Source organism: Pseudoalteromonas sp. FUC4, from assembly GCF_008370255.1.
In the GTDB taxonomy this organism is placed as follows: Bacteria; Pseudomonadota; Gammaproteobacteria; order Enterobacterales; family Alteromonadaceae; genus Pseudoalteromonas.
Map to the genome: position 1 here is coordinate 368,416 of NZ_SEUI01000003.1, position 25,223 is coordinate 393,638.

Here is a 25,223-nt window from a genome sequence, read left to right on the forward strand (position 1 = left end):
ATTTTCGAATCTGGTAAAGCTTTTTGCATTATCAAATTAATAGGATCTTAATTTATCTCAGGATCTCGATAAAACCAGTCATACCCGAGCTTATAAGTAGAGAAGGCTGCGGGCATTCTTTTTTTGGGAGGGGTTATAAAACTAAATCTTAATCGCCTCAGTTGGCGTTGTTGATAATCCACTAAAATACTTCATTACTAATTGCCCTTGGCTGTCTTTTTCTATTACTAAGTAATTGTTTGAATTAGGATAGTAAAAGCTATTTTTAGACATGGTAATAAGTTTTGTTTTATCGCCACCTGTACGCTTTGAATACAAAACGTCATTTTCAAAAATTAGGCTGCGTAAGGTGTTTTCATCAATACGGTAATCACCCAATAGGGGCGCTAATTGCTGCTCTGTTACATCTGCTTTTTTAAACTCGGGCAGTGCAATACCTAGTGCTTTGGCTGTGAGTTTTTCGTTGATAAAAATAGGGTTTATGTGGTTTGAATTAGCCAGTACGACTACATATAGCTTTTGCTCTGGTATGTAGCGTGCGTGCGCTAAAAAGCCATTTATTCCACCTGTGTGTTTAATTACGGTGTACTCATTCATTGGCTCAATAATTAATCCGTAACCGTAGGATGAAAAGCTGCCGTCGTTGAGCTTAAAAGGACTGATCATTTTTTCATAACTTGCTTTACTAATTAGCTTGCCAGACGATAACGCACTAAACCAAATGTTTAAGTCGGTTGGGGTAGATATAAGCGCACCTGCTGCATATGGCCAGTCCATATTAATATAGCTGGTGTTGATAAAGCCATGCTCTGTTTGCTCATACCCAGCTGCGCGATGGGCAACAATTTCTTGCCCTTCATAACTACTCTGGTTCATTTTTAGCTTTTTAAATATGTGTTGTTCAATAAAGTCTTTGTAAGACTGGCCACTTGCTACTTCAATTATTTTACCAAGCAGTGAATAACCGGTATTTGAATAAGCCATTGCTTCACCGGGTTTAAATATCATAGGGTGTTTAGCAAATCTCTTGAGTGTATCGTCAACGCTGGTGGGTACTTGTATTTCTTTATCGAATAAGTCGTCGTCATCTGTGTAGTTGGCGATGCCTGAAGTGTGGGTTAATAAGTTTTCGATTGTGACCAGGTTGCCCTCTGTGGGAAAGCTTGGAACATACTTATGAATATCATCGGTAACCGCTAGCTTACCTTGCTCTTGCAACATCATAATTGCAGCTGCAGTAAATTGTTTTGAAATAGAGCCTAAACGTAAAACGCTTTGTTCATTAAGTGCAATGTTATGTTCAAGGTTGGCAAGACCGCGCACTCCTTTAAAAAGTACTTTGCCATTTTTACTTATAATTACCGATACCCCAGGCTCGTTTTCAGTAAGGCTCTCGTTAAGAATTTGCTGATATTGCGAGGCCGTCGGGTTTGCTATTACAAGGCTGGGTGTTAATAGCAAGAGGGCTAATAAACAGCTCGTATAAAATGGCTTAATCATATTCATCCTTTTAGTTTTTATACCAAACCTGTAAATAGGTTTAGCGATCCTTGTGTTTAATAGTGATTTAATATTGCACAGCTAAAAAGTAAACACAATTATCGAATTTTATAGGAGCTCAGTAATAGGTATAATCGCTGCGTTTATTAGTTTTATTATTTTCTTACAAGGAAGTTATTTATATGCCTGATATAACGGCTCTATTTTATATTGCCATAATGGCCTTTTATTTATTGCGCTCAAATGATGGAAGTAAGTTAATTATAACTACGATCGTTTTAGCTGCTATTCCGCTATTTACGAGCGATTATTGGCAGTGGTTACAATTAAGTGGGCTGTTAAGTGTCATTATTTTAATTATAGAAAAAGAGAAAGCAGGGGCTACCGCAGGCGGTGCAATTGCGGTGTTAGTCGCTCTATTTATTGGGGCTTTTATTGTAAGTGTAATTATTAATACAGGATTGACCTTTTCGAGTAATTTTAAGCTTTCTACTTTTGAAGTTAAAGCTCCCTTAAGTTACGGATGGTCTACTCATATTATTTGGTTGTATTGTCTTACTTTTGTTATACCTCTATTTGCCATTTTACGCGGTATTAAAAAGCCCGTAGCATTCTTTGGCACTAATTTAACCGCACTCGCTTTAGCTGTATTACCACACTATAGCGGCTCATTTATTTATGGGCTTATGCTAAGCGTAGCTATTATTACTTCTCTTTATTTAGTCGCTTTCGTGTTTAAAACAGATTCTGAACAACGCTTTATGTTTACGTATATGGGTATGAGTGGACTACTAACAAGCTGTATAGTTAAAGGTATTATGGTGGCTTACTTTTAAACTTCAGCGGTTTATTTTATCCATATTAAAACCAATCGGCTGCAACTTGTAGTGGGGTAGGGTCGCCTTTTTTAGATACCTAAAACACTAGGGCTTGCTTTGTTGGCGATATTTTTTTAGCGCGAGGCAGGGGTAAGTCAGTTAATGATAATTGCTGCTTGGTTTGCATGTCACTTTGCTCGTAACCAATAACTACAAAGTCGTGCTTTAATTTATGGCCTGCGTTTTCGCCGCTGTGTATTTGTGTTTCTATACCAAAGCCTAACAGAGCTGCATGAGCTATTAAGTTTTGGTTAGTACCACCTTCGGTATTAACCGTATCGTATTCGAGATTAATTTTACTGTTGTATATAGTCGCTTTTAAATTACCTAAATAAGGGGTTTTAGTTATAGGTATGGCTTGTTTATAAAACCAACCTTGCCACCCGCTGCCGTTAACCATAAACCCGGGTGTTGCTACAATCTTACTTTTACCGAGTGCCTTATACGTGCGTTGTCTTTTACTAAAAACAGCAGAGGCAAACGGGTCTTTCCATCCTAAATAATCCCAATAAGTAACATGAAAATTAATAGGAATTAAATCAGTCCATAGCTTTTCATCATCTGTAAACGTTGAAATCCAGCGCTCTGCTGGTGGGCAACTACTGCAACCTTGCGATGTGTAAAGCTCTAAAAAGGTAGTCGGATTAGCTGTACTGGAAATAGTTACTTGCTCAGCAGCTTGGCTTTGAAAGCAAAAAATTATTAACCCAACAAGTGAGATAAAAAATGGATGGGATAGTGCTTTAAAAGGCATGTTACTTCTCGCAAAGGCTGATATTGCATTCAGCTTAAATGATATTTACGAATGAAGTATCACGAAATCCTCACAATTAAATCACGTTTTAACTGTGTATTTTACTTAGTTAAAACTTAATTTGAACACCCGCTCAAGTTGTGCTTTAATCGTTGCTCAATTATTGAGGAACTTTACATGATTAAATTTTATTTTCACCATACTCCTAACCCAATGAAGGTTGCACTCTTTTTAGAAGAAACAGGCTTACCGTTTGAACTTGTTCCTCTTGATACTTTAAAAGGTGAGCAACATACGCCTGAATTTAAAGCAATTAATCCAAATGCTAAAGCGCCAGCAATTGTTGATGGTGAAACGCGTGTGTTCGATTCGAATGCTATTTTAATGTACCTTTCTGAAAAGTATGCAAAGCTAGAAGGCAAGACCGATGACCGCGCTGAAATGCTGTCGTGGTTAATGTTTATCGCATCGGGTTTAGGTCCGTATTCAGGGCAAAGTGTTCACTTTAGACACATGGCACCAGAAGGGCTTGATTACGCGGTTAATCGTTATTTACGTGAAGCGCAGCGCCATTACGAAGTACTTGATACGCACCTTGAAGGTCGTGACTTTATAGTGGGTGATACGTATACCATTGCTGATGTATCTGCATGGGGCTGGATTGATAAAGCACCGGTTGTATTAGGTGAAGAGGGTTTAGCACCGTACCCAAATCTTAAGCGTTGGTTTGAAAGTATTGATAGCCGCCCAGCGGTTGCACGTGCACGCGCAATTGGTACTGATATAGCCTTTAAAAAAGAGTTTGATGAAGATGCTAAAAAAGCGTTTTTTCCTTCAAACTACCCAAAAGTATAAAAACTACTTAATACCACACAGCAGATCAGCTAGCTGATCTGCTTATTGTATTTTATGGCTGTGTGAGCGGTTCTTTATTTTCGTCTGACTCAAACAAGCTAACCTCTTGCGTGTGCTGGCTTACGCTATTTCTTTTTAGGGCGATGTATAAGTCTGAGTGAATATATATACCTTCTTTTCCTGACTTCATTCCTGCAATATCAAACCACGAAAGTAACTGGCGTTTTCTACCTGCAAGCTCAAGCCTTATATTGCGCTTTTTAAATATAACGTCGAGATCTGCAAGCATGGCCATTACACTTAAATCTAAATGAGTAAAGCAGGGCACAGCGTCAATTATTACACATTGAGTGTCGTCTTTTTGCCTTGCGTATTGCTCAAGTAATCTACGTTTAAAGTAGCTGGCATTAAAGTAAGTTAAAGGTGAATTAAAGCGGTAAATAAACACGCCTTGCACTGCTTTTGCTTTATCTGTGGCGTCTAAACTTCTTACTACGCCGTTAACATCTACGCCGAGTATATTGTCGGTTGGGCGCATAACAGTGCGAATAAATTGAAATAACCCTAGCAATACAGCAAGTGTGATCCCTGGTATAACGCCAATAAATAACACCGCAAGTAAGGTGGCTGAGGCAAGATAAAATGCCTGTTTGTCTTTTCGTTTTAATTGCCAAACAGCTTTTAAATCGAGTAAATGAACAGAGGCAATAATAAGTACAATACCTAGCGCTGCGCTTGGAATAAATTCAAATGGGGCTGTTAAAAATACAGCTATGAGCGCAATAATGGCCGCTGCTATTATTGATACTAACTGCGTTTTACCACCCGTTGCATCGTTAACAGCGGTGCGTGAGTCGGCGCCACTGACTGCAAAACCTTGCGAAAGAGCTGACGCTATATTGGCAATACCTAGTGCTCTAAATTCTTTATCGGCGTCTATGTCGTAGCCATTTTTAGCTGCAAAGCTACGGGCTGTAAGCATCATACTAACAAAGCTCACTATGGCTAAGTTAAGTGCGGGTACCACCAGCTCACGAATAATCCCTAAATCAAAAACAGGGGTATTAAAAACGGGAAGCCCGCCAGTTACGGTGCCAATGGTTTTTATATCAAATTGTTTTAAATCAAAAATCCATACCAAAAGCGCACCAAAAGCAATAGCAAACATAGATGCAGGCCACGTGGGTTTTATCCGCTTCATGGCAAAATAGACCGCCAGTGTAAACAAAGCCATTAATAAGGTGGGAACGTGTGTTTGCGCTAGGTATGTGGGCACACCACCGAGGCGTTCAAGTAAGTAGCGCTCATCAAAAGTGAAACCAAATACTTTAGAAAATTGACCAACAATAATAGTGATGGCTACGCCGTTTAGTAAGCCCATTAAAATAGGTTTAGATAAAAAGTCAGCTAATACACCTAACTTAAACTTACTAGCTATAAAGCACCAAAAGCCGGTCATAGCGGTCATGGTGACAACAAGTTGCCAATGCTTAAAGCTGTCACCTGCAGCAAGAGGTGTTACTACGGCTGCAATAACAGCGCAGGTTGCGGCATCAGGGCCGACTATTAATTGTTTTGAAGTACCAAAAAGTGCATATAGCATCATTGGCAGTATGCAAGAATATAACCCTACGGCGGCGTTAACACTGGTTAGTTGTGCGTAAGCAATGGCAACAGGTAAAGCCACTGCAGCTACTGATAGCGCCGCCCTTACATCATCAGCAAGCCATTGGCGTTCATAGTGCAGTAGTGTATTTAAACCGGGCATAAAATTATATAAACGCGACAGCACTTCAACTTTTCCTGTTAATGGTAGTAACGTTTTGATAGTAAATTTAATATTCAAATAAGTATAGCTAGGTGGGGGTGTTTTTTACGTAATATAAAGCCACTTTTTTATAGACGTAAAAAAGCCTGCATCAAAGCAGGCTTTAGTTTTTAGGGAAAATTAAAATTTAGCGCGAATACCAAAGCTGTAGCGGCGATCCGCTTCAGTGTACTTCCAAGCGCCACCTAGTTCAGATAGGTAAATAGAAGGCTCGCCCGTTAAGTTAGTCGCATTACCTACTAAGGTCACGTTTTCGTTAATATCCCAGCTTGCTGAGAAGTCTAACTGACCACGGTCGTCACGGTAGTTATTACCGTAAACAGTACCTTCTGCTGAAATACTGCCGTCTGAGTTAATATTTTCTACACGTTTCTCGTTTTCAGTATCTAAGAAACTGTCACGGTAGTTATAAGCTAGACGAGTAGAGAAACCTTCGTATTCCCAAAATACTTGTAAGTTATACGTATTTTTAGAAATATCTAATAACGGGTTACCGTTTGGTTGCTCGCTGTCTGCGTATGTGTAGTTTGCGTTAATGCCTAAGCCAGAAAATGCACCAGGTAGGTCTGTAAAGAACTGTTGATAACCAACTTCAAAGCCTTGTACTGAACCGTTTTCACCGTTTACATTTTTAACTGTATCGATACCCGTCAGCCCAGCATCACGCAAGCCTGCAACATGGTTGAAGCCATCAGCATCTACTGGGAAGTCAGTTGCATCCGAGTAAACGAGGTTGTCTTGTGAAACACCTGCAACGTCAAGCTGACATACTTGGTTCCATTGAGTTACGTTTTGACCTGTTGAAGTGCTTGATGCAGCTACACAGCTACTTTCGTTACTTAAGAAAGATTCAACATCTTTATAAAATACTGCGAAAGAAATTACGTTACCTTGGTCAAAGTAATGCTCAACAGATAAGTCGTATTGCGTTGCACGATATGGTTCTAAATCAATAGAGCCTTGTGTTGCGCCTGTAATGTCGTTATTAACGTCAAACGCAGGACTTAGCTCGCTAAAGTCAGCGCGGCGCATAACTTTTGCAGCAGCAAAGCGGAATAATGTTTCGTCTGAGTAGTTATACGTTACGTTTAAGCTTGGTAAAAAGTCGCTGTAGTCATTGTCGCCAGTTACTTTTTCGCCATTAAGAAATACGCTTGATTCTAAATCTGTAGTTACATAACGACCACCCACAATTGCAGTGATGTTATCAAAGTCTAAGTAGGCTGATATATACACGGCAGCTGTATCTTCAACTACGTTACGGTATGCGCTTTCTTGGAACTCTTTGTTATCTGAAAGACTACCTGTTGACGCTAGGTTAGTACCTGCAAGTAACTGCTGAAGTTGAGCGTAAGTATTTGCTGGGTTAGATAAACCGTTGTAGCTTAAAAAGGTTAGTAGGTCGTTTTGTCCCGAATGACCTAATTGGTCAAATGAGTTGTCGTGGCTAACTGTGGTAAAGCTATTTGAAAAAGCAGCGTTGTAATCATCAACCCATAAAGTAGCTAATGAACCATCTGAGTCGTTAAATGCATTTTTATAAATGTCTTTAATTTCTACTTTGTATTGCTCATATTCGTAATCGCGGTTAGTAACACGTACACCTGCTTTTACTTTAGATATCCAGCTTAAGCTGCTGAGTGGCTCAAACATTTCAACATCAAAACGAATAGCTGTTTCGTCATTGTCTGTTCTTCTATCTTCACTTTTAAATGTACGTAGTGCTAAGTTTTGTGGGTCAGTAAATGCATTTGGATCTGAATGAATGATGCTTGGTAATTTATTACCGTCTTGAGAAAATGCACCATCGTATAAATGATTTGTTAGCTGAGTTCCGCCACTTGCTTCAAATGTTGATTTTTCGATTGGGCGAAGTGTAAATTCAGAATCAGGTCTTACGCTTTCTGATGATGCTACCGCAATTTCACCAGAGATTTTGATGCTGTCAGTAAGGTTCCACTCTGCACCAAGTGCATTTGAAAACGAGTCAGTTTCACGAAAGTCACTGTATGTTTTAGGAATACCAAATTCGTTTGTTAACGTGTAATTATTTACGCCGTTAGCATCTTGAGTTGTGTTTGCATCTGTAGATAACGAACCCGCGACGCCCAAAATAGAGTTACCACTTTGCTCACCAGAGCGCTTGGTGCCGCTTAAATCAAGATACACCATGCCATTACCAGATTGCGGTGCCCATTGAAGAGATAAATTTACAGCAGTACGTTTACGCTGTTCTACGTATTGCTCAACACTGTGCTCGTCTCGTACGATAGCGTTGCCACTTGGTGTATTACCTTCTTGGCCATTAATTTCGATATCTTGAGGTTTAACACGACTAGACGTTTCATCTTGACGAATTTCACGATCTTGATACGAAAACATAGCAATGGCACCAAAGGTACCCATTTCGTCAAAGTCCCAATTGTTACCAAGTGAACCACTAAAAATAGGTGCTACTTTTTCTGTTTTATCTGCGTATTCACCATCTAATGAAACTGCGCCTGTTAGTTTATCTAGCTCTAATGGGCGAACTGTTTTTAAGCTAACTGTTCCGCCTAATGCACCCTCAATCATATCTGCAGTAGGAGACTTAACTACTTCTACTGTTTTTAAGAAGCTTGATGGGTAATCTTGCAAGCTAATGCCGTCACGAGAGTCACCAATTGTAGAGCGACCATTTAATTCAACACGGTTTTGAGGTAAGCCACGAATAGAAACACTGTCACCCACACCAAAATCGGTATTAATAGATACGCCAGTAATACGTTGCAACGCTTCTGCAATATTATTATCAGGTAACTTACCAATGTCTTCAGCAACAATTGCATCTACAATGCGTCCGTCAGTACGCTTAAGCATAGCGGCGGCTTTCATACTGCCTAGCATGCCTTTTACTTCAATTACTTCAATATCTGCAGCTGCCGTTTCTGAAGCTGCGGGAGCCTCTTGCGCTGCAATATTTGAAGAAGCCATTAGTAAAAGGGCTGCGGCACTAATTGCTGTAGAGCTACTTCTTTTATGTTTATTAATTAATGTTGAAGTAATTTGATTGAGTTTCATGTATCTCTCCCGTTTGGGTACGACTTGCGTCATTGTGTGTGTTGTTACTTGGTTTGGTTAACCAATTTAACTGTTGCTTTCCTGTAGTGTGTCATACAGGTGGTATGGTTGAAATTAATCCAATTCAACTTTATTTACAACCTTTGTTTACCAAAATTTCACAATGTGTATTACAAAAGTCTCTTTTTTTTTGCTTATATTTAATAAATTTAATAGCTTATAGTGTGTTTTTATTTTTTATATTTTGAATGAATTTTATTGAAGTATCTTTACCAAAGGTGTGTTTTTATATTATTTGTACTATTTAATGCGGATTTTGAGCTTTTTTGATGTAATTTTATACATGTTTAGTTTGCTTTTTAAGTGATGTTAAAAATAATGAGGTGTACATTAAAGGTTGGACATGGCTTGTAACTTTTCGAAATAGTGAGAAGTGTAAAGTCATTCGATTTTATTTTGGTTATTTGCTTTGGTAATACCAATTATCAATTGTTTTTATATGAACTTTGTACTAGCTGGGGTGGGGGCGATACACTAGGTAGCGATAAATAGATTTTTACGCAAAAAAAAGCCCAGCATATTAATGCTGGGCTTTCTTAGATTAAATATATTAGCTTTTTAGCTCGCCTGTAGACGATTCTAAATGTGCTCGTATGAACCACTGAAATTGCTCTAAATCGGCTAGCTGGCTGGTGATCATATCTTCAGAGACCGGATCTAGCTCAGAAAGAGTCTCAATTGCCTTGCGGTGATCGGCATTAACGCCGTTATATACTTTATCAAGCGCAGCCAAATGTTCGGTTACTAAACCTTTGCCTACAGAGTATTCGTCCCAAGTACGGCGATCTACAATTGATTTTGGCGTACCAACAGGTACTGCACCAAGAGTGGCAATTCGCTCAGCAATGGTGTCTGTCATTTCGCGAACAATATCAACCTGAGGGTCTATCATTTCGTGCACGCCAATAAAGTTAGGGCCAACTACATTCCAGTGAATATGCTTTAAAGTAAGTTGCAAATCGATTAACGCAACCATGCGATTATCGAGAGTTTTAATAGTGCTTTGCGCGGTTTCATTGTCCATACCTGGTGCAGTAAATTCGGCTACTTTATTTGTATTACTCATAATGTCTCCTGTTATGTGATTTTGTGCCTGTAGTTGAAATAGCTCTACAAACATAACTTGAGTTATATAAAGCAATGCTTGTGCCGAATACTGTAATTTTACCTGTAAGCCTTTATTTAAAGGGGATGGCTAAACTCAAGCCCTATTAATTTAAGTACTACCTTGGTTTTTTTATGAAAAATATGCATTTAATTGTAAAATTTGCACAGAGGCTCATGCTATTGATGGATGGTAAATTTCGGTTGATTTTGTTTAATTAATTTATTAAAAATCACTCTTTTTAATAACGCCCAGTCTTTAGTTAGTAAATGCTCACTGGTATACTCCTGCCGCATTTTAACTGGAGTTATGTTAGCAATTTATGAAATATATAAACACACTGTTTACAGCGTACATGCTGCTTTTGTCTCACTCTGTAGTGGCACAAAATTGGAGCGTTACGCAACTGCATACAAATTTTGGCGATGCTTTAAATCCTTTCACAGGGGAATCGTCTTTTACACGTACTTATACTTTAGAGCATGCATCTAAGCATGATTTAGGCGACAACTACTTTTTTATAGATTTTTTAAACGACAGCCTTACCGATGGTTTTCAAGATACGGGTATTTATGGCGAGTGGTACACAACACTTAGTTTATCTAAAGCACTTGATACTTCATTAAGTTATGGCCCAATAAAAGATACAGGTTTAGTGTTTGGTATTAATGCAGGCGAAGAAGGCTTAATGAAATACACGCCAGGCATAAAACTAAGTTGGGATGCCCCTGGGTTTGATTTTTTAACCACTACTTTTGCAGGGTACATTGATGCTAACGGCGGTGTACAAAAAGATCAGCTAGCTAAACAAGATAACAGCCTTTTTATAGACCTTGCATGGGGCGCCCCTTTTTCGTTAGGTAGCCAAGCATTTTATTTTACCGGCCACGTTGAATATATTTCAGGCCGTGATGACGAGCAAAGTAACAAGGTAAACGAGTGGCTACTTGCTCAGCCCGCAGTGCATTGGGATGTTGGTCAAAATTTTAATTTAGATGCTAAGCAATTAATGGTTGGTGTTGAATGGCGTTATTGGTACAACAAGTTAGGCACTGATAAAATAGAAAATCAGCCTTTTTTACACGCTATTTGGGTGTTTTAGCAGTATATTTCAGCATTTTAAACTAATATAAAAAATAGCGCTAAAGGCGCTATTTTTATTTTGTGTGGTTGGTAAAGCGTTACTCGTACCCACGAGTTTTTTTAGTTTTAATGACGGCTATATAGGCATGCCAGCTAGCGTAGCTAAGTAGCGGCATAATGATAATAAATCCCGTTGCCCCGGTAGCAAAACCAATTGCTACTAATAAAAATATGCATATTGACCACACCACCATGGCAGTAAAGTTAGTCTTTACTGCATTCATAGAGCTAATAACTGCGGTCATTATATCTACGCGTCGCTCCATCATAATTTGTGGTGCAAAAGCAGAAAGCGAAAATACCGTTATTAGTAGCACTCCACCTATAATACTGCCTAGTGTTAAAAATGCCGATAGCTCTTCAAAGGTCGGGTTGGCGTGGCTTGGGTATAAAGCATGTACTAGTGCAGCTAAGCGCATCCAAGCAATCATTATTACCATAAGTAATATAGCAAAACCCCATTCACCTACAGGGTTTCTAAACATTGACTTAATAGAATGGGCAAAAGTTGGCTTGTGGCCTTTTTCAAGCTCCCACGCTACATCGTAAAGTCCTGCAGCAAAAGCGGGGCCTATTAAAGCAAAGGCAACCGTTGCCGGTAAAATAACTAAATAAGTACCCGTAAATATAGCGCTATAAACAATAGCGACAGGAATTAAAGTAAATATTAACCCATAAATTAGACTCAATATTGGAGCCTGGGCCATGTCTTTAAATGCAAGCGCTAGCCAATGAAAGGCGGCAAAAGTATCTACTTTGTTGCACTCTATACAACGTGCAAACTCGGTATGTCTTTCTATTTTGTTAGTTGTAGGCATATGAAGTGATCCTCTAAAGGTGACTCTTTAGGTTTAGATCAGTTGAGCATTAATTACAAATTGCTCTAGGGCTTGTTGATCTTTGTGGATTGAAATTTGTTCAATCTAGGGGCGATTTAATCGCGGCGCGAGGTTTGTAACCTAGCGGGCTCGATAACTGCTCCTGCGTTATTCTAATGGCTTAATCCCTGTAAGAATAAGTAAAAATCGAGCAAAGCTTCCGCGTCCTGCTCACGCCTCTTACCTACATACTGTAGGCAACAAAGAGTTAATTGTCCCTATAAAACCCCAAGGGCAGCGCATGTTTGGCATTTATGCTTCGTTATCGCCAATTTATGGGGAGTAACCACACTACATAGGCTCTGCCTTGCCTAAATACTAAACAGCCTGATGCAAAATTAATCACGAAAGGTCAATACGCCTAGTCAGCGTAACAATTAATAGGCTTGTTTTATTAACTACCGGGACAGTTGCTAAAAACTATCCGTAAAACTACTTCTAAATTCGTATTTCGGTTAATTTTTTGTTAACATTCTACCTTTGATAATTACAATTAAATAAAGCACTTTAATACGGAGCATAGATAATGGACGAATTAATAAATAATATTGATATAAATCAGTACTTACCGGAAGCAATAAATTGGGCAACCAACATATTACTAGCGATTGCAATTTTGCTTGCGGGCTTATGGTTAGCGGGCAAAGTACGCAATTTAATTATTGGCTTGTGTCATAAATACACTCATCTTGATGATACGCTTTTTCGCTTTTTAGGCAGCATGGCTCGCTACATCATATTAGCGTTCGTTATTATTGCTGTGTTAAATCGCTTTGGTGTACAAACAGCCTCTATTATTGCTTTGCTCGGTGCTGCGGGACTTGCTATAGGCTTAGCGTTACAAGGTGCAATGTCGAACCTTGCCGCGGGCGTTATGTTACTAATATTTAGACCTTATAAAGTAAATGACTTTATTGAGGCTGCAGGGCGTTTTGGTAAAGTAACAGAAGTAGATATGTTTACTACTATTTTACAAACGTTCGATAACCAACAGGTTATTATTCCAAATAGTCAAATTTGGGGCGCGCAAATTATAAACCATTCACATCATCCAATTCGTGGTGTGGATATGCATTTTGGTGTTGCTTACGGTGAAGATACAACGGCTGTACGTAAAGTTATAGATGGCGTACTTGCAGCGCACCCACACATACTAAAAGATCCAGCGCCTTTTGTTGAAGTAGAAACACTTAACAACAGCTCAGTAGACTTTTTAGTAAGACCTTTTTGTAAGGGCGAGCATTACTTCGATATTCTTTACACGGTGCCAGAGTTAATTAAAAAAGCACTTGATGAAAACAACATCGAAATACCTTTCCCACATCGTAAAGTTATTTTAGTTAACGAAAGCAAAGATTAACTAAATTTATAACGGTTTAAACCTAAGGGCACTTTTAAGTGCTCTTTTTTTGTGTGAAAAAGTTACATACCTGTGTAACCTTTTCTTTTATAAATCACTTCAAATACTACATTTTTATCTGTACAGCCCTTTTTTACTAGGTTAGATGGCTGGTCTTTATTTTGCATTTGCATAGTCGCTTTTAGCTTTAAAGCTCATAAAAACTATTGACCCATTAAATCAAACTGTATGAAGGACTAAACATGGCTGAATCATTTAAATACTCAGGTAATAAAGGGCATGGCGGTGAATTGCATCAAAAAGCGTCGGATGAACACCCTACCATGACCACCGCGCAGGGCTGCCCTGTAAGTGATGATCAAAACTCATTACGTGCAGGAAAGCGTGGCCCAGGATTATTAGAAGATCACATAATGCGCGAGAAAATCTTTCACTTTGATCACGAGCGTATTCCTGAGCGTGTAGTGCATGCTAGAGGCTATGGTGCACACGGATATTTTGAAACTTACGACACGCTTGAAGATTTAACCTGTGCAGATATTTTTCAGCGAAAAGGTGAAAAAACCCCAGTATTTACTCGTTTCTCTACAGTTGCAGGTAATAAAGGGTCTCCAGATTTAGCACGTGATGTACGTGGTTTTGCGGTAAAATTTTATACCCAAGAAGGAAACTGGGATTTAGTGGGTAACAATATACCGGTATTTTTTATTCAAGATGCGATGAAGTTTCCAGATTTAGTTCATTCAGCTAAAGCCGAGCCTGATCGTGGTTTTCCACAAGCGCAAACCGCACACGATAACTTTTGGGATTTTGTGAGCTTATCGCCTGAGTCAATGCACATGGTTATGTGGGCAATGTCTGATAGAGCTATTCCACGTTCGCTGCGATTTATGGAAGGTTTTGGTGTTCATACTTTTAAATTTATTAATGCCAAAGGTGATGAGAAATTTGTTAAATTTCATTGGAAGCCAAAAGGCGGCATGCAATCTGTAGTATGGAATGAAGCACTTAAGCTAAACGGCGCAGACCCTGATTTTCATCGCAGAGACATGTGGGAATCTATTGGCAACGGCGACTTCCCAGAGTGGGAGCTAGGTGTGCAGGTGTTTGAACAACAATTTGCTGATGAATTTGAATTTGATATTTTTGATGCCACCAAGCTTATACCTGAAGAGCAAGTACCAGTGCAAATTGTTGGCCGTATGGTGCTTGACCGTGTTGTAGACAACTTTTTTGCAGAAACAGAGCAAGTAGCATTTTGTACTCAAAACATTGTACCAGGGCTTGATTTTACACCCGACCCGCTACTGCAAGGTCGTAACTTTTCATACTTAGATACTCAAACCAAGCGTTTAGGTGGTCCTAACTTTACGCATATTCCGGTTAATGCGCCTAAATGCCCAATGCGTCATTTTCAGCAAGATGGCCACATGGCAATGCACAATCCAAAAGGGCGTGTTAATTATGAGCCAAACTCATGGAGCGCAGGCGAAAACAACCCGCGCGAATGCCCAGTACATGGCTTTAAAAGCTCAAAGGAACCTGAAGTAAGTGGCGGTGATAAACTGCGTTATCGCTCAGAAACATTCAGCGATCATTACAGTCAAGCTCGTCAATTTTATTTAAGTCAAACAGAGGTAGAGCAGGCGCATATTCAATCTGCGTACGTGTTTGAGCTCTCTAAAGTTGAGCATTTACCAATACGAGAACGTTTGGTGTCGCACTTGTTAAATATTGACGAAACCCTCGCAAATAAAGTTGCACAAGGACTTGGCTTGCAAGAAATGCCAGACCCAGCTGAAGCAGCAATGCCAACACGTAAAGACTTACCTGTATCTGATGCGTTAAGTATTTTGAAAAATGCGCCCAACACCTTCAAAGGCCGTAAATTAGGTATTTTAGTAAGTGATGGCTTTAATGCAGAAATTTTTGAATCGGTTACCAATGCACTTAAAAGTGAAGGTGCAAACTTTGAAATTATTGCCCCACAAGTTGGCGGTGCTAAATGCAGTAAAGGTAAGCACTTTAAAGCTGATCAGGTTATTAATGGTGGTCCATCGGTTTTATACGATGCGGTACTTGTACTCACCACTGAAGAGGGAGTTGAAAAACTAGCTGCTATTGCAGAAGCTAAAGACTTTGTAAGTGATGCGTACGCACATATGAAATTTATAGGCTTTACAAATGAGGCTAAGCCTTTATTTAAAGCGGCAGGCCTTGATGGAAAAGCAGATGATGGTTGGATAGATTTAGAGGCACATTCAGCCGATAAATTTATAAATACATTGCGTAATTTAAGATTTTGGAAACGTTAGTAAGCTCAATAATTAAAAAACCACAGCATGTAATTGTTGTGGTTTTTTTAAGCTTACCTCGTTAAGGTATTAGTCCAAGCCAACAATAAAATTAGATATATTATGAAGCTTAATGGCGCCTGTCACTGTGGCAAAGTGGTATTTACGGTCAGCTCAAAACACCCTTATCCTTATAATCTATGCTACTGCTCTATATGCCGTAAAACAGCAGGGAGCGGCGGGTTTACTATTAACTTGAACGCGCAAAACAGCACACTTGAGGTTACAGGGCGTGAACACATAACTATTTATCATGCAAAAATAGGCGATAAAATCAGCCCGGCAGAGCGTCATTTTTGTAAGCATTGTAGTGCTAACCTGTGGTTATACGATGCACGTTGGCCTGAGCAAGTTCACCCCTTTGCAGGTGCAATAGATAGTGAGTTACCCATACCACCAGAGCGCACTCATCTAATGCTTGGTAGTAAAGCAAATTGGGTAAATGCACCCATTAGTGAAGGTGACAAGCAGTTTAAAGAATACCCTGATGAAAGTATTGCTGCTTGGCATAAACGTTTAAACCTCGAAAAGTAACGCAATTTTTTGTATGAGCTAAGCTTAAATTTAGGGGCAATTAAACGCATATTTAGTTAATTAAATATTAAAAATCACCGCGTAAGTAAAGGAGAATATTATGGCAGTCTCAGCAATACCAAAAGGGTTTCATTCAGTTACACCTTATTTAATTATGAATGACACACAAAAAGCGATAGATTTTTATTGTGATGCATTTAATGCTGAACACGTAATGCAGATGCCTTTACCTGATGGTGGAATAGCCCATGCAGAAATAAAAATTGGTGATTCACATATTATGCTTTCAGATATTAGTTCTGAAGAGCATTTAAAAAGCCCAAAAGAGCTCGGTGGTACAGCGCTAAGCCTTATGCTTTATGTTGAAGATGTTGATACCGTATTTAAAAAAGCAATTGAGCTTGGTGCAACAGAAATAAGACCCGTACATGATCAGTTTTATGGTGATAGAACCGGCACGCTACAAGACCCATTTGGTCATATATGGATCATTGGTACACACAAAGAAGATGTTAGTGACGAAGAGTTAAACAATCGAATTGGGAATATAACAAATCAAGAGCAAGACGCATAACTCGCATGCTAATTAGATTTATGTACCTTTCTAATTACGTCGATGGCTTCAATGGAAGGCTTGTAGCTTTTGCTTCAGCTTAACTAGGTTTTACCTTGTTATCGACACGGTTTTCTTACCTCAAAATAGCTCACTTAATTAAGCGAATTAGTATTAATTACTAGTTAAATTTTAGGCATAAAAAAACCTCAGCCAATAATTAGCTGAGGTTCAAAAAGTGGTACCAGCGGCCGGACTCGAACCGGCACTCCTTTCGGAAGGGGATTTTGAATCCCCCATGTCTACCAATTTCATCACGCTGGCATAATTTTTCTTTAATCTTTTAAGTATAAAAAGATAAAGAAAAACCACTTAAAATAAAAAGGATACTTATATACCTCTTATTCTGTATTCGCATTATACAAACAAAAGAGGGGGCGGCAAGCCTTTTCTTTTGTTTTCAATAACAACTGGTTGATAATTAATCGCTTTTGGTTTTGGTTAAGGCATCAGACACTAAACTAGTTTGTATAATATAAAAACATATCGATTATGTACTTCAAACTTTAACCTGCTCTAATACTTGTGTTATTAGGTTTTAAGTTTTATATACCAAAACTTATACCCACAAATACCCGCAAACTCTTATTAAAATTAATTATACCGGTAGCAAAATAGTTGCTACAGCACCTAAGCCATTACTTTTGTTTACTAAACTCAAGCTGCCGTGGTGTTGCTCAATTACGTTACGACAAAAGCTGAGACCAATGCCTTGGCCTTGTTGTTTAGTGGTATAAAAAGGTACAAATATATTATCCGGGTTTGCAAGGCCATGTCCGTTGTCAGAGATGGTAATGCAGTTCACCGTGTTTTGAGTGTCAATTTTCAATGCTATTTTAACCGGGCAGGAACTGGCTTCTATGGCATTTTTTATCAGGTTAATAATTACTTGATGTAAAAATGTACGATCGGCATTAAAAGTTGGGCAGTTAATGCTACGAGTAAACTCTACATCAGGGTAAATAGCGCAAACTTGATTAAAAAAAGCCTGACTGTCTATCGTAACAATGTTGAGTGAAAGGGCTTTATTTATATCACCGTAGCGGGTTACAAACTCATTTAGGTGATTACAACGCTCACTTATTACGTTTAACGCTTGTGCCTGACGTGGCTCGGTAAGTTTTACCGCGAGGTTTTCGGCCATACCAATTACCGGAGTAAGCGAATTACGAATTTCGTGGCCGAGTACGCGAATTATTTGCTGCCATGCTTGTAGTTGGTTTTCGCGAAGAGCAGAGGTGATATTAATCATTACAATAAGTTGATGGCAACTGCCTTGCTCTATAAATTCACTGTGGCGTATCTGCCATTGCTGCGCAGTAATCGCATCGCTGAGTTGCCAATGAGCATCATGCTTTATAAGCCCTAATGCCTCTGCGCTTGAGTAGCGCAGAGTTTGCCATGGTGTATTTTTAAATTCGCTATATGCGTTGTTGGCATAGCTCAGCTTATTGTTTTGATCGAGCACCATTATTGGTACATTAAAGTGCTCAATTAGCTGATATACCAAAAATACATGCTGATCATAACGTGATTTCTTTTTAAATAATTCTTCACTTAAAGTAATTAAGCTTTGCTGCAATCGGTTGATGCTTCCGCCTTGGTAGCTCGGTTTAACGAGTTGGTTGTAGTCCTCATTCAAAATAGCATCTAGGTGGGCATGGTTACGATTAAAGCTACTTATAACTTTGTTATAAGTACTCATAAACAACTTAAAATAAATAACTAAAAATAGCACTGCAATTGTGACTGAACTTGCTGTCGACAAGGTAAAGTATTGGCTAATAAAATAGCAACCAATTGCAGATAAACAACCGCTTAGTGCAGCAAAGCTTATTAAACTACGCTCTAATGAAGAGCTAAAAAGCCAGCGTGCTTTCATACCGTAATGCCGTACTTTTCAAGACGACGGTACATAGATGATTTACCCAGACCTAATAACTTCGCAGCGTTAGGAATGTGGCCTTGAGTTTGTTTTAGTGCTAAATCAATGAGCTGTCGTTCAGCACTTTCTAGGGTCATTAATGGTAGCGTATTATTAGCTTGGTTATTATTTAGGTTAAGGTGACTCGCACTTAAAGTATCTGTTGTTGCTAATAAAACTGCGCGTTCAATAACGTGGCTTAACTCGCGTACGTTGCCTGGCCAAGAGTAGTGTAATAATGCAAGCTTGGCACAATCAGTAAGCTTTATTAAATTATGGTTATACTTTTTGGCGTGATGGCTTATAAAATGCTCACAGAGCGGGATTATATCCTCTACACGTTCTCGTAATGGTGGAATAACAAATTCAAGCGTATTTAATCGGTAATATAAATCCTCCCTAAATACGCTACTAGCGATGAGTTTACTAAAATCCCCATTGGTAGCACTTATCAGCCTAACATTAGCTTTTTTAGTGTAACTTGCACCTACCATTTCGTATTCTTGACTTTCAAGCACTCGCAGTAATTTAGCTTGTTGGGGGAGCGGAATATTAGCAATTTCATCTAGAAATAAACTGCCATTCTCAGCTAGTTCAAAGCGGCCAATACGTTCACTTTTAGCATCTGTAAACGCCCCTTTTTTATGCCCAAACATTTCACTTTCAAATAACGACTCTACAATTGCGCCCATATTTACTGCAATAAAAGGCTGAGTTTTACGAGCTGATTGTAGATGTATCCATTGGGCTAACTGACTTTTACCTGTACCATTTTCTCCGGTTAGTAAAATATTAGCATCAGTTTTGGCTACTTTTACTAGTTGCCCAATCAGTTGTTGCATTGCTATTGAGTTATAAATAAAAGGCTGTGAGGGATGATCGCTTAATTGCTGCTGTAACTTTTTATTTTTCTTAGTGAGATCATTAAGCGTTAGCTGTTGCTGAAGTAACTTTAATAGTCGCTGATTTTGCCAAGGTTTTTCAATAAAGTCGCATGCCCCTTGTTGCATTGCACGTACAGCTAAGTCAACGCTTGACCAAGCTGTCATTGCTATAACAGGAATCGCTAATTGTTTTTTTTGTACATACTGTAAAAAAGCCATTCCTTCATTACCAGACGTTGTATCGCGCGAGAAATTCATATCGAGCAAAATTAGATTCACAGCTTGGTCTGTTTCAAGCAATACTTGTGCCTCAAAAGGATCGCTGCATTCAAGCACCAGATAACCACTATCTTCTAAAATAAATCGCGCGCTTAGACGAATTTCGGGGCTATCTTCGATGATCAAAATAGTGGCAGGCATAAACTTCCAAGTAAAAGGGATAAGCTAAATTATTGTAGCGTAAAGCGATTTCTATGCCAGTGATTTTTATCTATTGAATTTCAAACTGTTAATAACTAAACAGGGCTAAATACCCATGCATTAGTCCGAAATCGGACTGTGATGGTTCGGTTTCGGCACTGCTAAGGAGGTTAATAAAAATATAACTTTGCAAATTAGGGCTGTGAGCTTCAAATTGGCACTGAGGAGTCCGTTATTGCTGCTATTTGCTAAGTAAAGTAAGTAATATTGTAGTTAATCTCATATATTTATTTAGTTTTTAATGTTGGCACGTGTTTCGCTATACCTTAAATATACAAAGCATTAAGCAGTGAAATATGGATATAGCAAAAACAACAAACACAAAAGCGTTAGCTGTTTGGCAAAAATTAATTTTAGCCGCAGCTGTTATTGTAATAATTGGGGTTATTTATCAACAAAGTAACGAATCTGGAGTATCTGTTTCGCGTAGTAATATTATTGTTGAAACGGTAAAACAAAGTGCATTAGACATTACAGTGACGGGTTATGGAGAATTAAAATCGGCACAGCAGCAGTTACTTACCGCTAAAACAGCAGCCACAGTTAAAGCTATTTTATTAAAGCCTGGCGCTATTGTCAGTAGCGACTCTGTAATTGTGCAACTTGCAAACCCTGAACTCGATCAACAGTTACAAAGTGCTGAGCAAGAGCTTAATAAATTGAATGCGAACTTGCGCCAAACAAAGCTTAATAATACGCGAGAGCTGTTAAATGAGCGCTCCCATGTGGCACAAAGTTATGCTGCGTATGAAAATGCCAAACTAAAATTAAAGGCAGAAAAAGCCCTTGTTGAGCAAGGGATTGTATCAACCTTAAATTACCAGCGTAGTGTGCTTGACGAGCAACAACTTAGCCAGCAATTGGCTATTGCTAAGCAACGTGCAGAGCAATTAAAAGAAGTGCATAAAGAGGCGCAAAGTATTCAGTTGGAGCAAATAAAGCAGCAGCAAGGTATTGTTGTTATGTCACAAACAAAGCTTACTAATTTGTCGATAAAAGCAGGGATAAATGGTGTGTTACAGCGCTTACCTGTGGAGCTTGGACAAAGCGTGAACGCAGGGCAAGAAATTGCATTAATTGGCTCGGTTGATAGCTTAATTGCTTTGATTCAAGTTCCACAAAATCAGGTTGATGATATTAGCTTAGGCCAAGTCGCACGAGTAGATACACGCCGAGGTATAGTTGATGCGCGCGTTACGCGTATAAGTCCTGTAATTGTTAATAATACGGTAGAAGTAGAGCTTGCTTTGCCTAAAATATTACCCGAAAACGTGAGACCGCAACTAAGTGTTGATGCAAATATTATTGTTGCAAAGCTCGCTAATGTTACCTTCATAGAGCGCCCGGCAAACGTTAAACCATATACCGAAGTTGCGCTATATCAGCTTAATCCAATATCAGGTGATGCAAGTTTAGTTAAAGTGAAATTTGGTCGTTTAGCTGGACGTTATATTGAAGTGTTAGGTGGTGTAGCTGCTGATCAGCAGTTAATAATTTCAGATTTAGCCAACCTTACTCAAACTAACCAAACAATTCACATAAATTAAGGATGAATACAATGGCAGAGCAAATAAATAAAGCCCTTAAAAGTGCCGTGCTAGAAATGAAAGGACTTAGTAAAGTATTTGAAACTGATGAGCTGCAAACTTATGCGCTGCGCAGTATTGAATTGAAAGTTTACAGCGGTGAATATTTGTCTATATCTGGGCCATCTGGGTGCGGAAAATCAACATTATTATCAATCCTAGGTCTACTTGATATGCCAACGAGTGGTGAATATTTTATTGATGGTGTGAATGTTTCTAAGCTTACACTGAATCAAGCTGCTGACATTAGAAACGCTAAAATAGGATTTATTTTTCAGTCATTTAACTTAATTGATGAACTAAGTGTATTTGATAATGTGGCATTGCCACTTCGCTACCATCACTCTAAACCAAGCAAGCATGAGATTGCTGAAAAAGTAAAAGCGTGTCTTGAAAAAGTGGGGCTTGGGCATCGAATGAGCCATAAACCTAGCCAGCTTTCAGGTGGTCAGCAGCAACGTGTTGCCATAGCGCGTGCCTTGGTGGCAGAGCCCACAATTTTGCTGGTGGATGAGCCAACAGGTAATCTAGACTCAAAATCGGGCGACCAAGTAATGCAAATATTGACTGACTTAAATAATGGGGGAACAACTATTTGTATGGTAACTCACGATCCTCGCTATGCCGATATGGCAAGTCGTCAGCTAAAACTCCTTGATGGTGAATTACTTGGTGAAATAGCAGTAAAAGAGCCACTAAACGCTTAAATAAAATTGCTCTTTATCAGCGAGAATAAAATGGAATATGTGAAAGGTTTAAAACATAAACCGCGATTAATCAATTACTCAAAGGAGTGAGGTAATGACTTATAATTTTAAAAATGCATTACTCAATATTACAAGACATAAAATTTATAGCGTAAGTGTTGTCGCAACCTTAAGTATTGTATTGGCGGCGTTAATTACAGTACTAACGCTTGCGTATATTATGCTGATAAAGCCACTCCCTTATCCTGAACAAACGCGTTTAGTTAAAGCTGAGTACGCTCAAATAGATTCAACAGGGACGCTTAATACGCGTGCATTTAATTACCCTGCGCTAATTGATTTATATAAAAATCATAACGTATTTGAACAAGTCGCTTTGGTGTATTACGCACAACAACGCCTTGATGATGTAGCTGGCTTACCCATCGTAAATACGTCATTTGTAACACCGCAGTGGTTTGATTTATTTGCTATTAAGTTGCATTTAGGTCGAGGCTTTAGTCAAAAAGAGAAACTAGACAGCTTTAACCCAGTAGCAGTGATCAGCTATCAAACATGGATAAATGATTTTGCTGCTAAAGAAGATATTATTGGGCAAAGGCTGGGTGTAGGAGGGCAGCAATTTAAAATTATTGGTGTAGCTGCTGCCAATTTTAAAGCTCCAGCCCTTATTAAAACAGGCCAAGAAACGGCTATATGGCTGCCTTGGGATTACAATTTAACATCTGAAGAGGCAAAACCTTTTTGGTGGAATCGTTATTCAGACAGTCATTTAGTTGCTAAATTACCAAGCAATACAAATCTATTGCAAGCCAGTAAAAAGCTATCTCAGTATGTTGATAGTGTGTGGCAACAACATATTACAACAGAGGCATTTTTTTCCGGTTGGCATATTCAGCTTGAGCTTAATCCACTGCAAAATGTGATATTAAAAGAAACGCCGAAAAATATTTATTGGCTTATTTTAGCTGTGCTAGGTTTGGTTATTATTGCGTGTGTAAACATTAGCAATGTATTTATTGTTCGTACAGCTGCGCGTAAGCATACCTTAGCACTAAGTGCTGCTGTAGGCGCAACACGGTTTATTTTGTTTAAACAATTTTGGCTTGAAATTGTATTATTAATAGGAAGTTCAAGCTTTATAGGCCTTACTTTATCCGCTGTTATTTTGGCTGAGTTGAGTCATTTAGCTCAGGCTATATTACCTCGAGCAAGTGAGTTGTCGGTTAATATGGCCTCAGTACTTATTGCGGTACTGAGCTGTTTAATACTGAGCACTCTATTTGCCTATTTGTGTACGCGTATTATTAATTATCGTGAACTAATCGGTGGCTTAAAGTCAGCAGGAAAAGGCAAAACTGTACAGGTAAGTAAGCGTATTTGGCAAAGTTTGGTGGTATTTCAGGTCGCCATCACATGTACCTTATTATTTATTAATCTTTTAATCTTCAACGTTAATAACGCCAATATAAAAGAAGCTTTCACACTGCCTATTAAGCAACTCACTAGTGTTGAAATTAATTTAGCTAATTATTTATCAGCAGACAGAGAAAAGGCAAACCAAGTACTAAATCAAGCAGCTAATGAAATAGCTTTATTGCCAGAAGTAGCTCAAATTAGCCGCTCATCTTCACCTATCAATGATAATTTAATTACCTGGTCACTCATTGAAGTCGCGAACAATAAACTGGTGCTCCCGTTTGGCAAAGCCGTTGACGAGCATTATTTTTCAGTGCTTAAACAACCCATACTACAAGGGCGTAGTTTTTCAGCTGAAGATGTTAAAAGTGACGCTAATGTAATCGTTATCAATGATGTACTTGCCAAGCAGCTATCAAGTGATGGTAATGCGTTAGGGATGCGCTTAAGTTTTGATATTACATCTGGTCGTGAAAGCGACTTAACAATTATAGGTATTGTTAAGGCGATGCCAATTCCAGGTAAAGCACTAAAAGAGCCAAAAGCCTTTTTGACTCGTCAAGGGTATCGCTCATTTATTATAGAGCTCAAAAATAATCAACAATTAAAAAAGCAAACGCTCAATACATTACTGCAAAAAATAGATGCAGGTATTTCGGTGCATAAACTTGAGTCGCTAAATTCTCAGCGTGATACTGCACTGTTTCGACAATACGTTGTATCAGCTACAACGATAATGCTAATTGTTGCGACAATAGTATTAACCAGCATTGGCTTGGTGAGTATTATGCGTTACTCAGTGCAGTTACGACGTGCAGAAATTGGCATTCATTTGTGTATAGGCGCTAAACCGCTAGATTTATTTTTATTAGTATTTAAGCAAAGTGGTGCTGCTATTTTGATAGGGGTTTTATTAAGTGTTGGTATTTTACTTTTACTGCAACAGCAATTACAAAATATAGCTAATACAGTACCTACGCTAACTCAGCTAGTATTATTCCTTACTACCTTAATATTTGTAGTAACTCTTGGTGCAATAGCATGTTACTTACCTCTAAATGCACAATTAAAGCGCCCAGCAATTACAGGCATACAAAGCGAAAGCTAAAACTTTTGTACAGCATGGCTTTTAAATGGTAGCAAGCCCTAGCACTTACAAAGTAAAACCCAACGAACTGGGATGCTAATAAATAATTGAACTATTGGTAATAGTTAATCGTATTATAATAATTATTCCCGCTTTATTCCGATGTTGCGCTTAATTCAGGTATTATTTGCGCAACAAGGTTTTTAAGACATTA

At 38.7% G+C, this 25,223-nt stretch carries 18 protein-coding genes and 1 tRNA gene; 10 read left to right on the top strand and 9 right to left on the bottom strand.

What is annotated here, in order from left to right:
• Positions 1-141 precede the first annotated feature (141 nt).
• Positions 142-1,500, bottom strand: a complete 1,359-nt coding sequence (locus EU510_RS11225) for a serine hydrolase domain-containing protein (protein ID WP_149593561.1) — start codon at positions 1,498-1,500, stop codon at positions 142-144.
• Between the two features lie 182 nt (positions 1,501-1,682).
• Between EU510_RS11225 and EU510_RS11230 the strand changes: the two genes are divergently transcribed.
• A complete protein-coding gene (locus EU510_RS11230; RefSeq protein WP_149593562.1) occupies positions 1,683-2,336 on the top strand; it encodes a hypothetical protein in 654 nt (217 codons plus the stop codon).
• Between the two features lie 79 nt (positions 2,337-2,415).
• On the opposite strand, the gene EU510_RS11235 is transcribed toward EU510_RS11230, so the two are convergent.
• A complete protein-coding gene (locus tag EU510_RS11235; RefSeq protein WP_149593563.1) occupies positions 2,416-3,132 on the bottom strand; it encodes a DUF1223 domain-containing protein in 717 nt (238 codons plus the stop codon).
• A 177-nt stretch (positions 3,133-3,309) separates the two neighbouring features.
• Between EU510_RS11235 and EU510_RS11240 the strand changes: the two genes are divergently transcribed.
• Positions 3,310-3,987: a glutathione S-transferase family protein gene (locus EU510_RS11240; RefSeq protein ID WP_149593564.1), complete on the top strand. Its 678-nt coding sequence runs from the start codon at positions 3,310-3,312 to the stop codon at positions 3,985-3,987.
• A gap of 52 nt (positions 3,988-4,039) precedes the next feature.
• Here EU510_RS11240 and EU510_RS11245 read toward each other — a convergent pair whose 3' ends face one another.
• From EU510_RS11245 to dps, 3 genes are all read right to left on the bottom strand, one after another.
• Positions 4,040-5,779 (bottom strand): SulP family inorganic anion transporter, encoded by a 1,740-nt coding sequence (locus tag EU510_RS11245; RefSeq protein ID WP_149593728.1) that lies wholly within the window; start codon positions 5,777-5,779, stop codon positions 4,040-4,042.
• Positions 5,780-5,935: 156 nt separating this feature from the next.
• On the bottom strand, positions 5,936-8,875 hold the full coding sequence (locus tag EU510_RS11250; protein WP_149593565.1) for a TonB-dependent receptor: 2,940 nt from the start codon (positions 8,873-8,875) through the stop codon (positions 5,936-5,938).
• 610 nt (positions 8,876-9,485) lie between these two features.
• Positions 9,486-10,001 carry a DNA starvation/stationary phase protection protein Dps gene (dps, locus tag EU510_RS11255; RefSeq protein ID WP_149593566.1) on the bottom strand — a complete coding sequence of 172 codons (516 nt, stop codon included), beginning with the start codon at positions 9,999-10,001 and terminating at the stop codon, positions 9,486-9,488.
• Between the two features lie 361 nt (positions 10,002-10,362).
• On the opposite strand from dps, the gene EU510_RS11260 reads away from it, so the two are divergent.
• Positions 10,363-11,142 (top strand): nucleoside-binding protein, encoded by a 780-nt coding sequence (locus tag EU510_RS11260; protein ID WP_149593567.1) that lies wholly within the window; start codon positions 10,363-10,365, stop codon positions 11,140-11,142.
• A 79-nt stretch (positions 11,143-11,221) separates the two neighbouring features.
• Here the strand turns inward: EU510_RS11260 and EU510_RS11265 are convergent, their stop codons facing one another.
• The gene (locus EU510_RS11265; RefSeq protein ID WP_149593568.1) at positions 11,222-12,001 is read right to left on the bottom strand and encodes a DUF2189 domain-containing protein; all 780 of its coding nucleotides are present in this window, start codon (positions 11,999-12,001) and stop codon (positions 11,222-11,224) included.
• A 586-nt stretch (positions 12,002-12,587) separates the two neighbouring features.
• Here EU510_RS11265 and EU510_RS11270 point away from each other — a divergent pair.
• From EU510_RS11270 to EU510_RS11285, 4 genes are all read left to right on the top strand, one after another.
• Positions 12,588-13,421 carry a mechanosensitive ion channel family protein gene (locus EU510_RS11270; protein ID WP_149593569.1) on the top strand — a complete coding sequence of 278 codons (834 nt, stop codon included), beginning with the start codon at positions 12,588-12,590 and terminating at the stop codon, positions 13,419-13,421.
• Positions 13,422-13,663: 242 nt separating this feature from the next.
• The gene (locus EU510_RS11275) at positions 13,664-15,736 is read left to right on the top strand and encodes a catalase (RefSeq protein ID WP_149593570.1); all 2,073 of its coding nucleotides are present in this window, start codon (positions 13,664-13,666) and stop codon (positions 15,734-15,736) included.
• A gap of 102 nt (positions 15,737-15,838) precedes the next feature.
• A complete protein-coding gene (locus tag EU510_RS11280) occupies positions 15,839-16,309 on the top strand; it encodes a GFA family protein (RefSeq protein WP_149593571.1) in 471 nt (156 codons plus the stop codon).
• Between the two features lie 100 nt (positions 16,310-16,409).
• Positions 16,410-16,883 (top strand): VOC family protein, encoded by a 474-nt coding sequence (locus EU510_RS11285; protein WP_149593572.1) that lies wholly within the window; start codon positions 16,410-16,412, stop codon positions 16,881-16,883.
• Between the two features lie 218 nt (positions 16,884-17,101).
• Here EU510_RS11285 and EU510_RS11290 read toward each other — a convergent pair.
• From EU510_RS11290 to EU510_RS11300, 3 genes are all read right to left on the bottom strand, one after another.
• Positions 17,102-17,186 (bottom strand) — tRNA-Leu (locus EU510_RS11290).
• 334 nt (positions 17,187-17,520) lie between these two features.
• Positions 17,521-18,804: a sensor histidine kinase gene (locus EU510_RS11295; protein WP_149593573.1), complete on the bottom strand. Its 1,284-nt coding sequence runs from the start codon at positions 18,802-18,804 to the stop codon at positions 17,521-17,523.
• Positions 18,801-20,150 carry a sigma-54-dependent transcriptional regulator gene (locus tag EU510_RS11300; protein ID WP_149593574.1) on the bottom strand — a complete coding sequence of 450 codons (1,350 nt, stop codon included), beginning with the start codon at positions 20,148-20,150 and terminating at the stop codon, positions 18,801-18,803. The genes EU510_RS11295 and EU510_RS11300 overlap by 4 nt, the downstream gene beginning before the upstream one ends.
• A 356-nt stretch (positions 20,151-20,506) precedes the next feature.
• Between EU510_RS11300 and EU510_RS11305 the strand changes: the two genes are divergently transcribed.
• From EU510_RS11305 to EU510_RS11315, 3 genes are all read left to right on the top strand, one after another.
• A complete protein-coding gene (locus EU510_RS11305) occupies positions 20,507-21,757 on the top strand; it encodes an efflux RND transporter periplasmic adaptor subunit (protein ID WP_149593575.1) in 1,251 nt (416 codons plus the stop codon).
• 11 nt (positions 21,758-21,768) lie between these two features.
• Complete coding sequence (locus EU510_RS11310) at positions 21,769-22,503, top strand: ABC transporter ATP-binding protein (protein WP_149593576.1); 735 nt, start codon at positions 21,769-21,771, stop codon at positions 22,501-22,503.
• A 94-nt stretch (positions 22,504-22,597) separates the two neighbouring features.
• Positions 22,598-25,030: an ABC transporter permease gene (locus tag EU510_RS11315; protein WP_149593577.1), complete on the top strand. Its 2,433-nt coding sequence runs from the start codon at positions 22,598-22,600 to the stop codon at positions 25,028-25,030.
• The last annotated feature ends 193 nt before the right edge of the window (positions 25,031-25,223 follow it).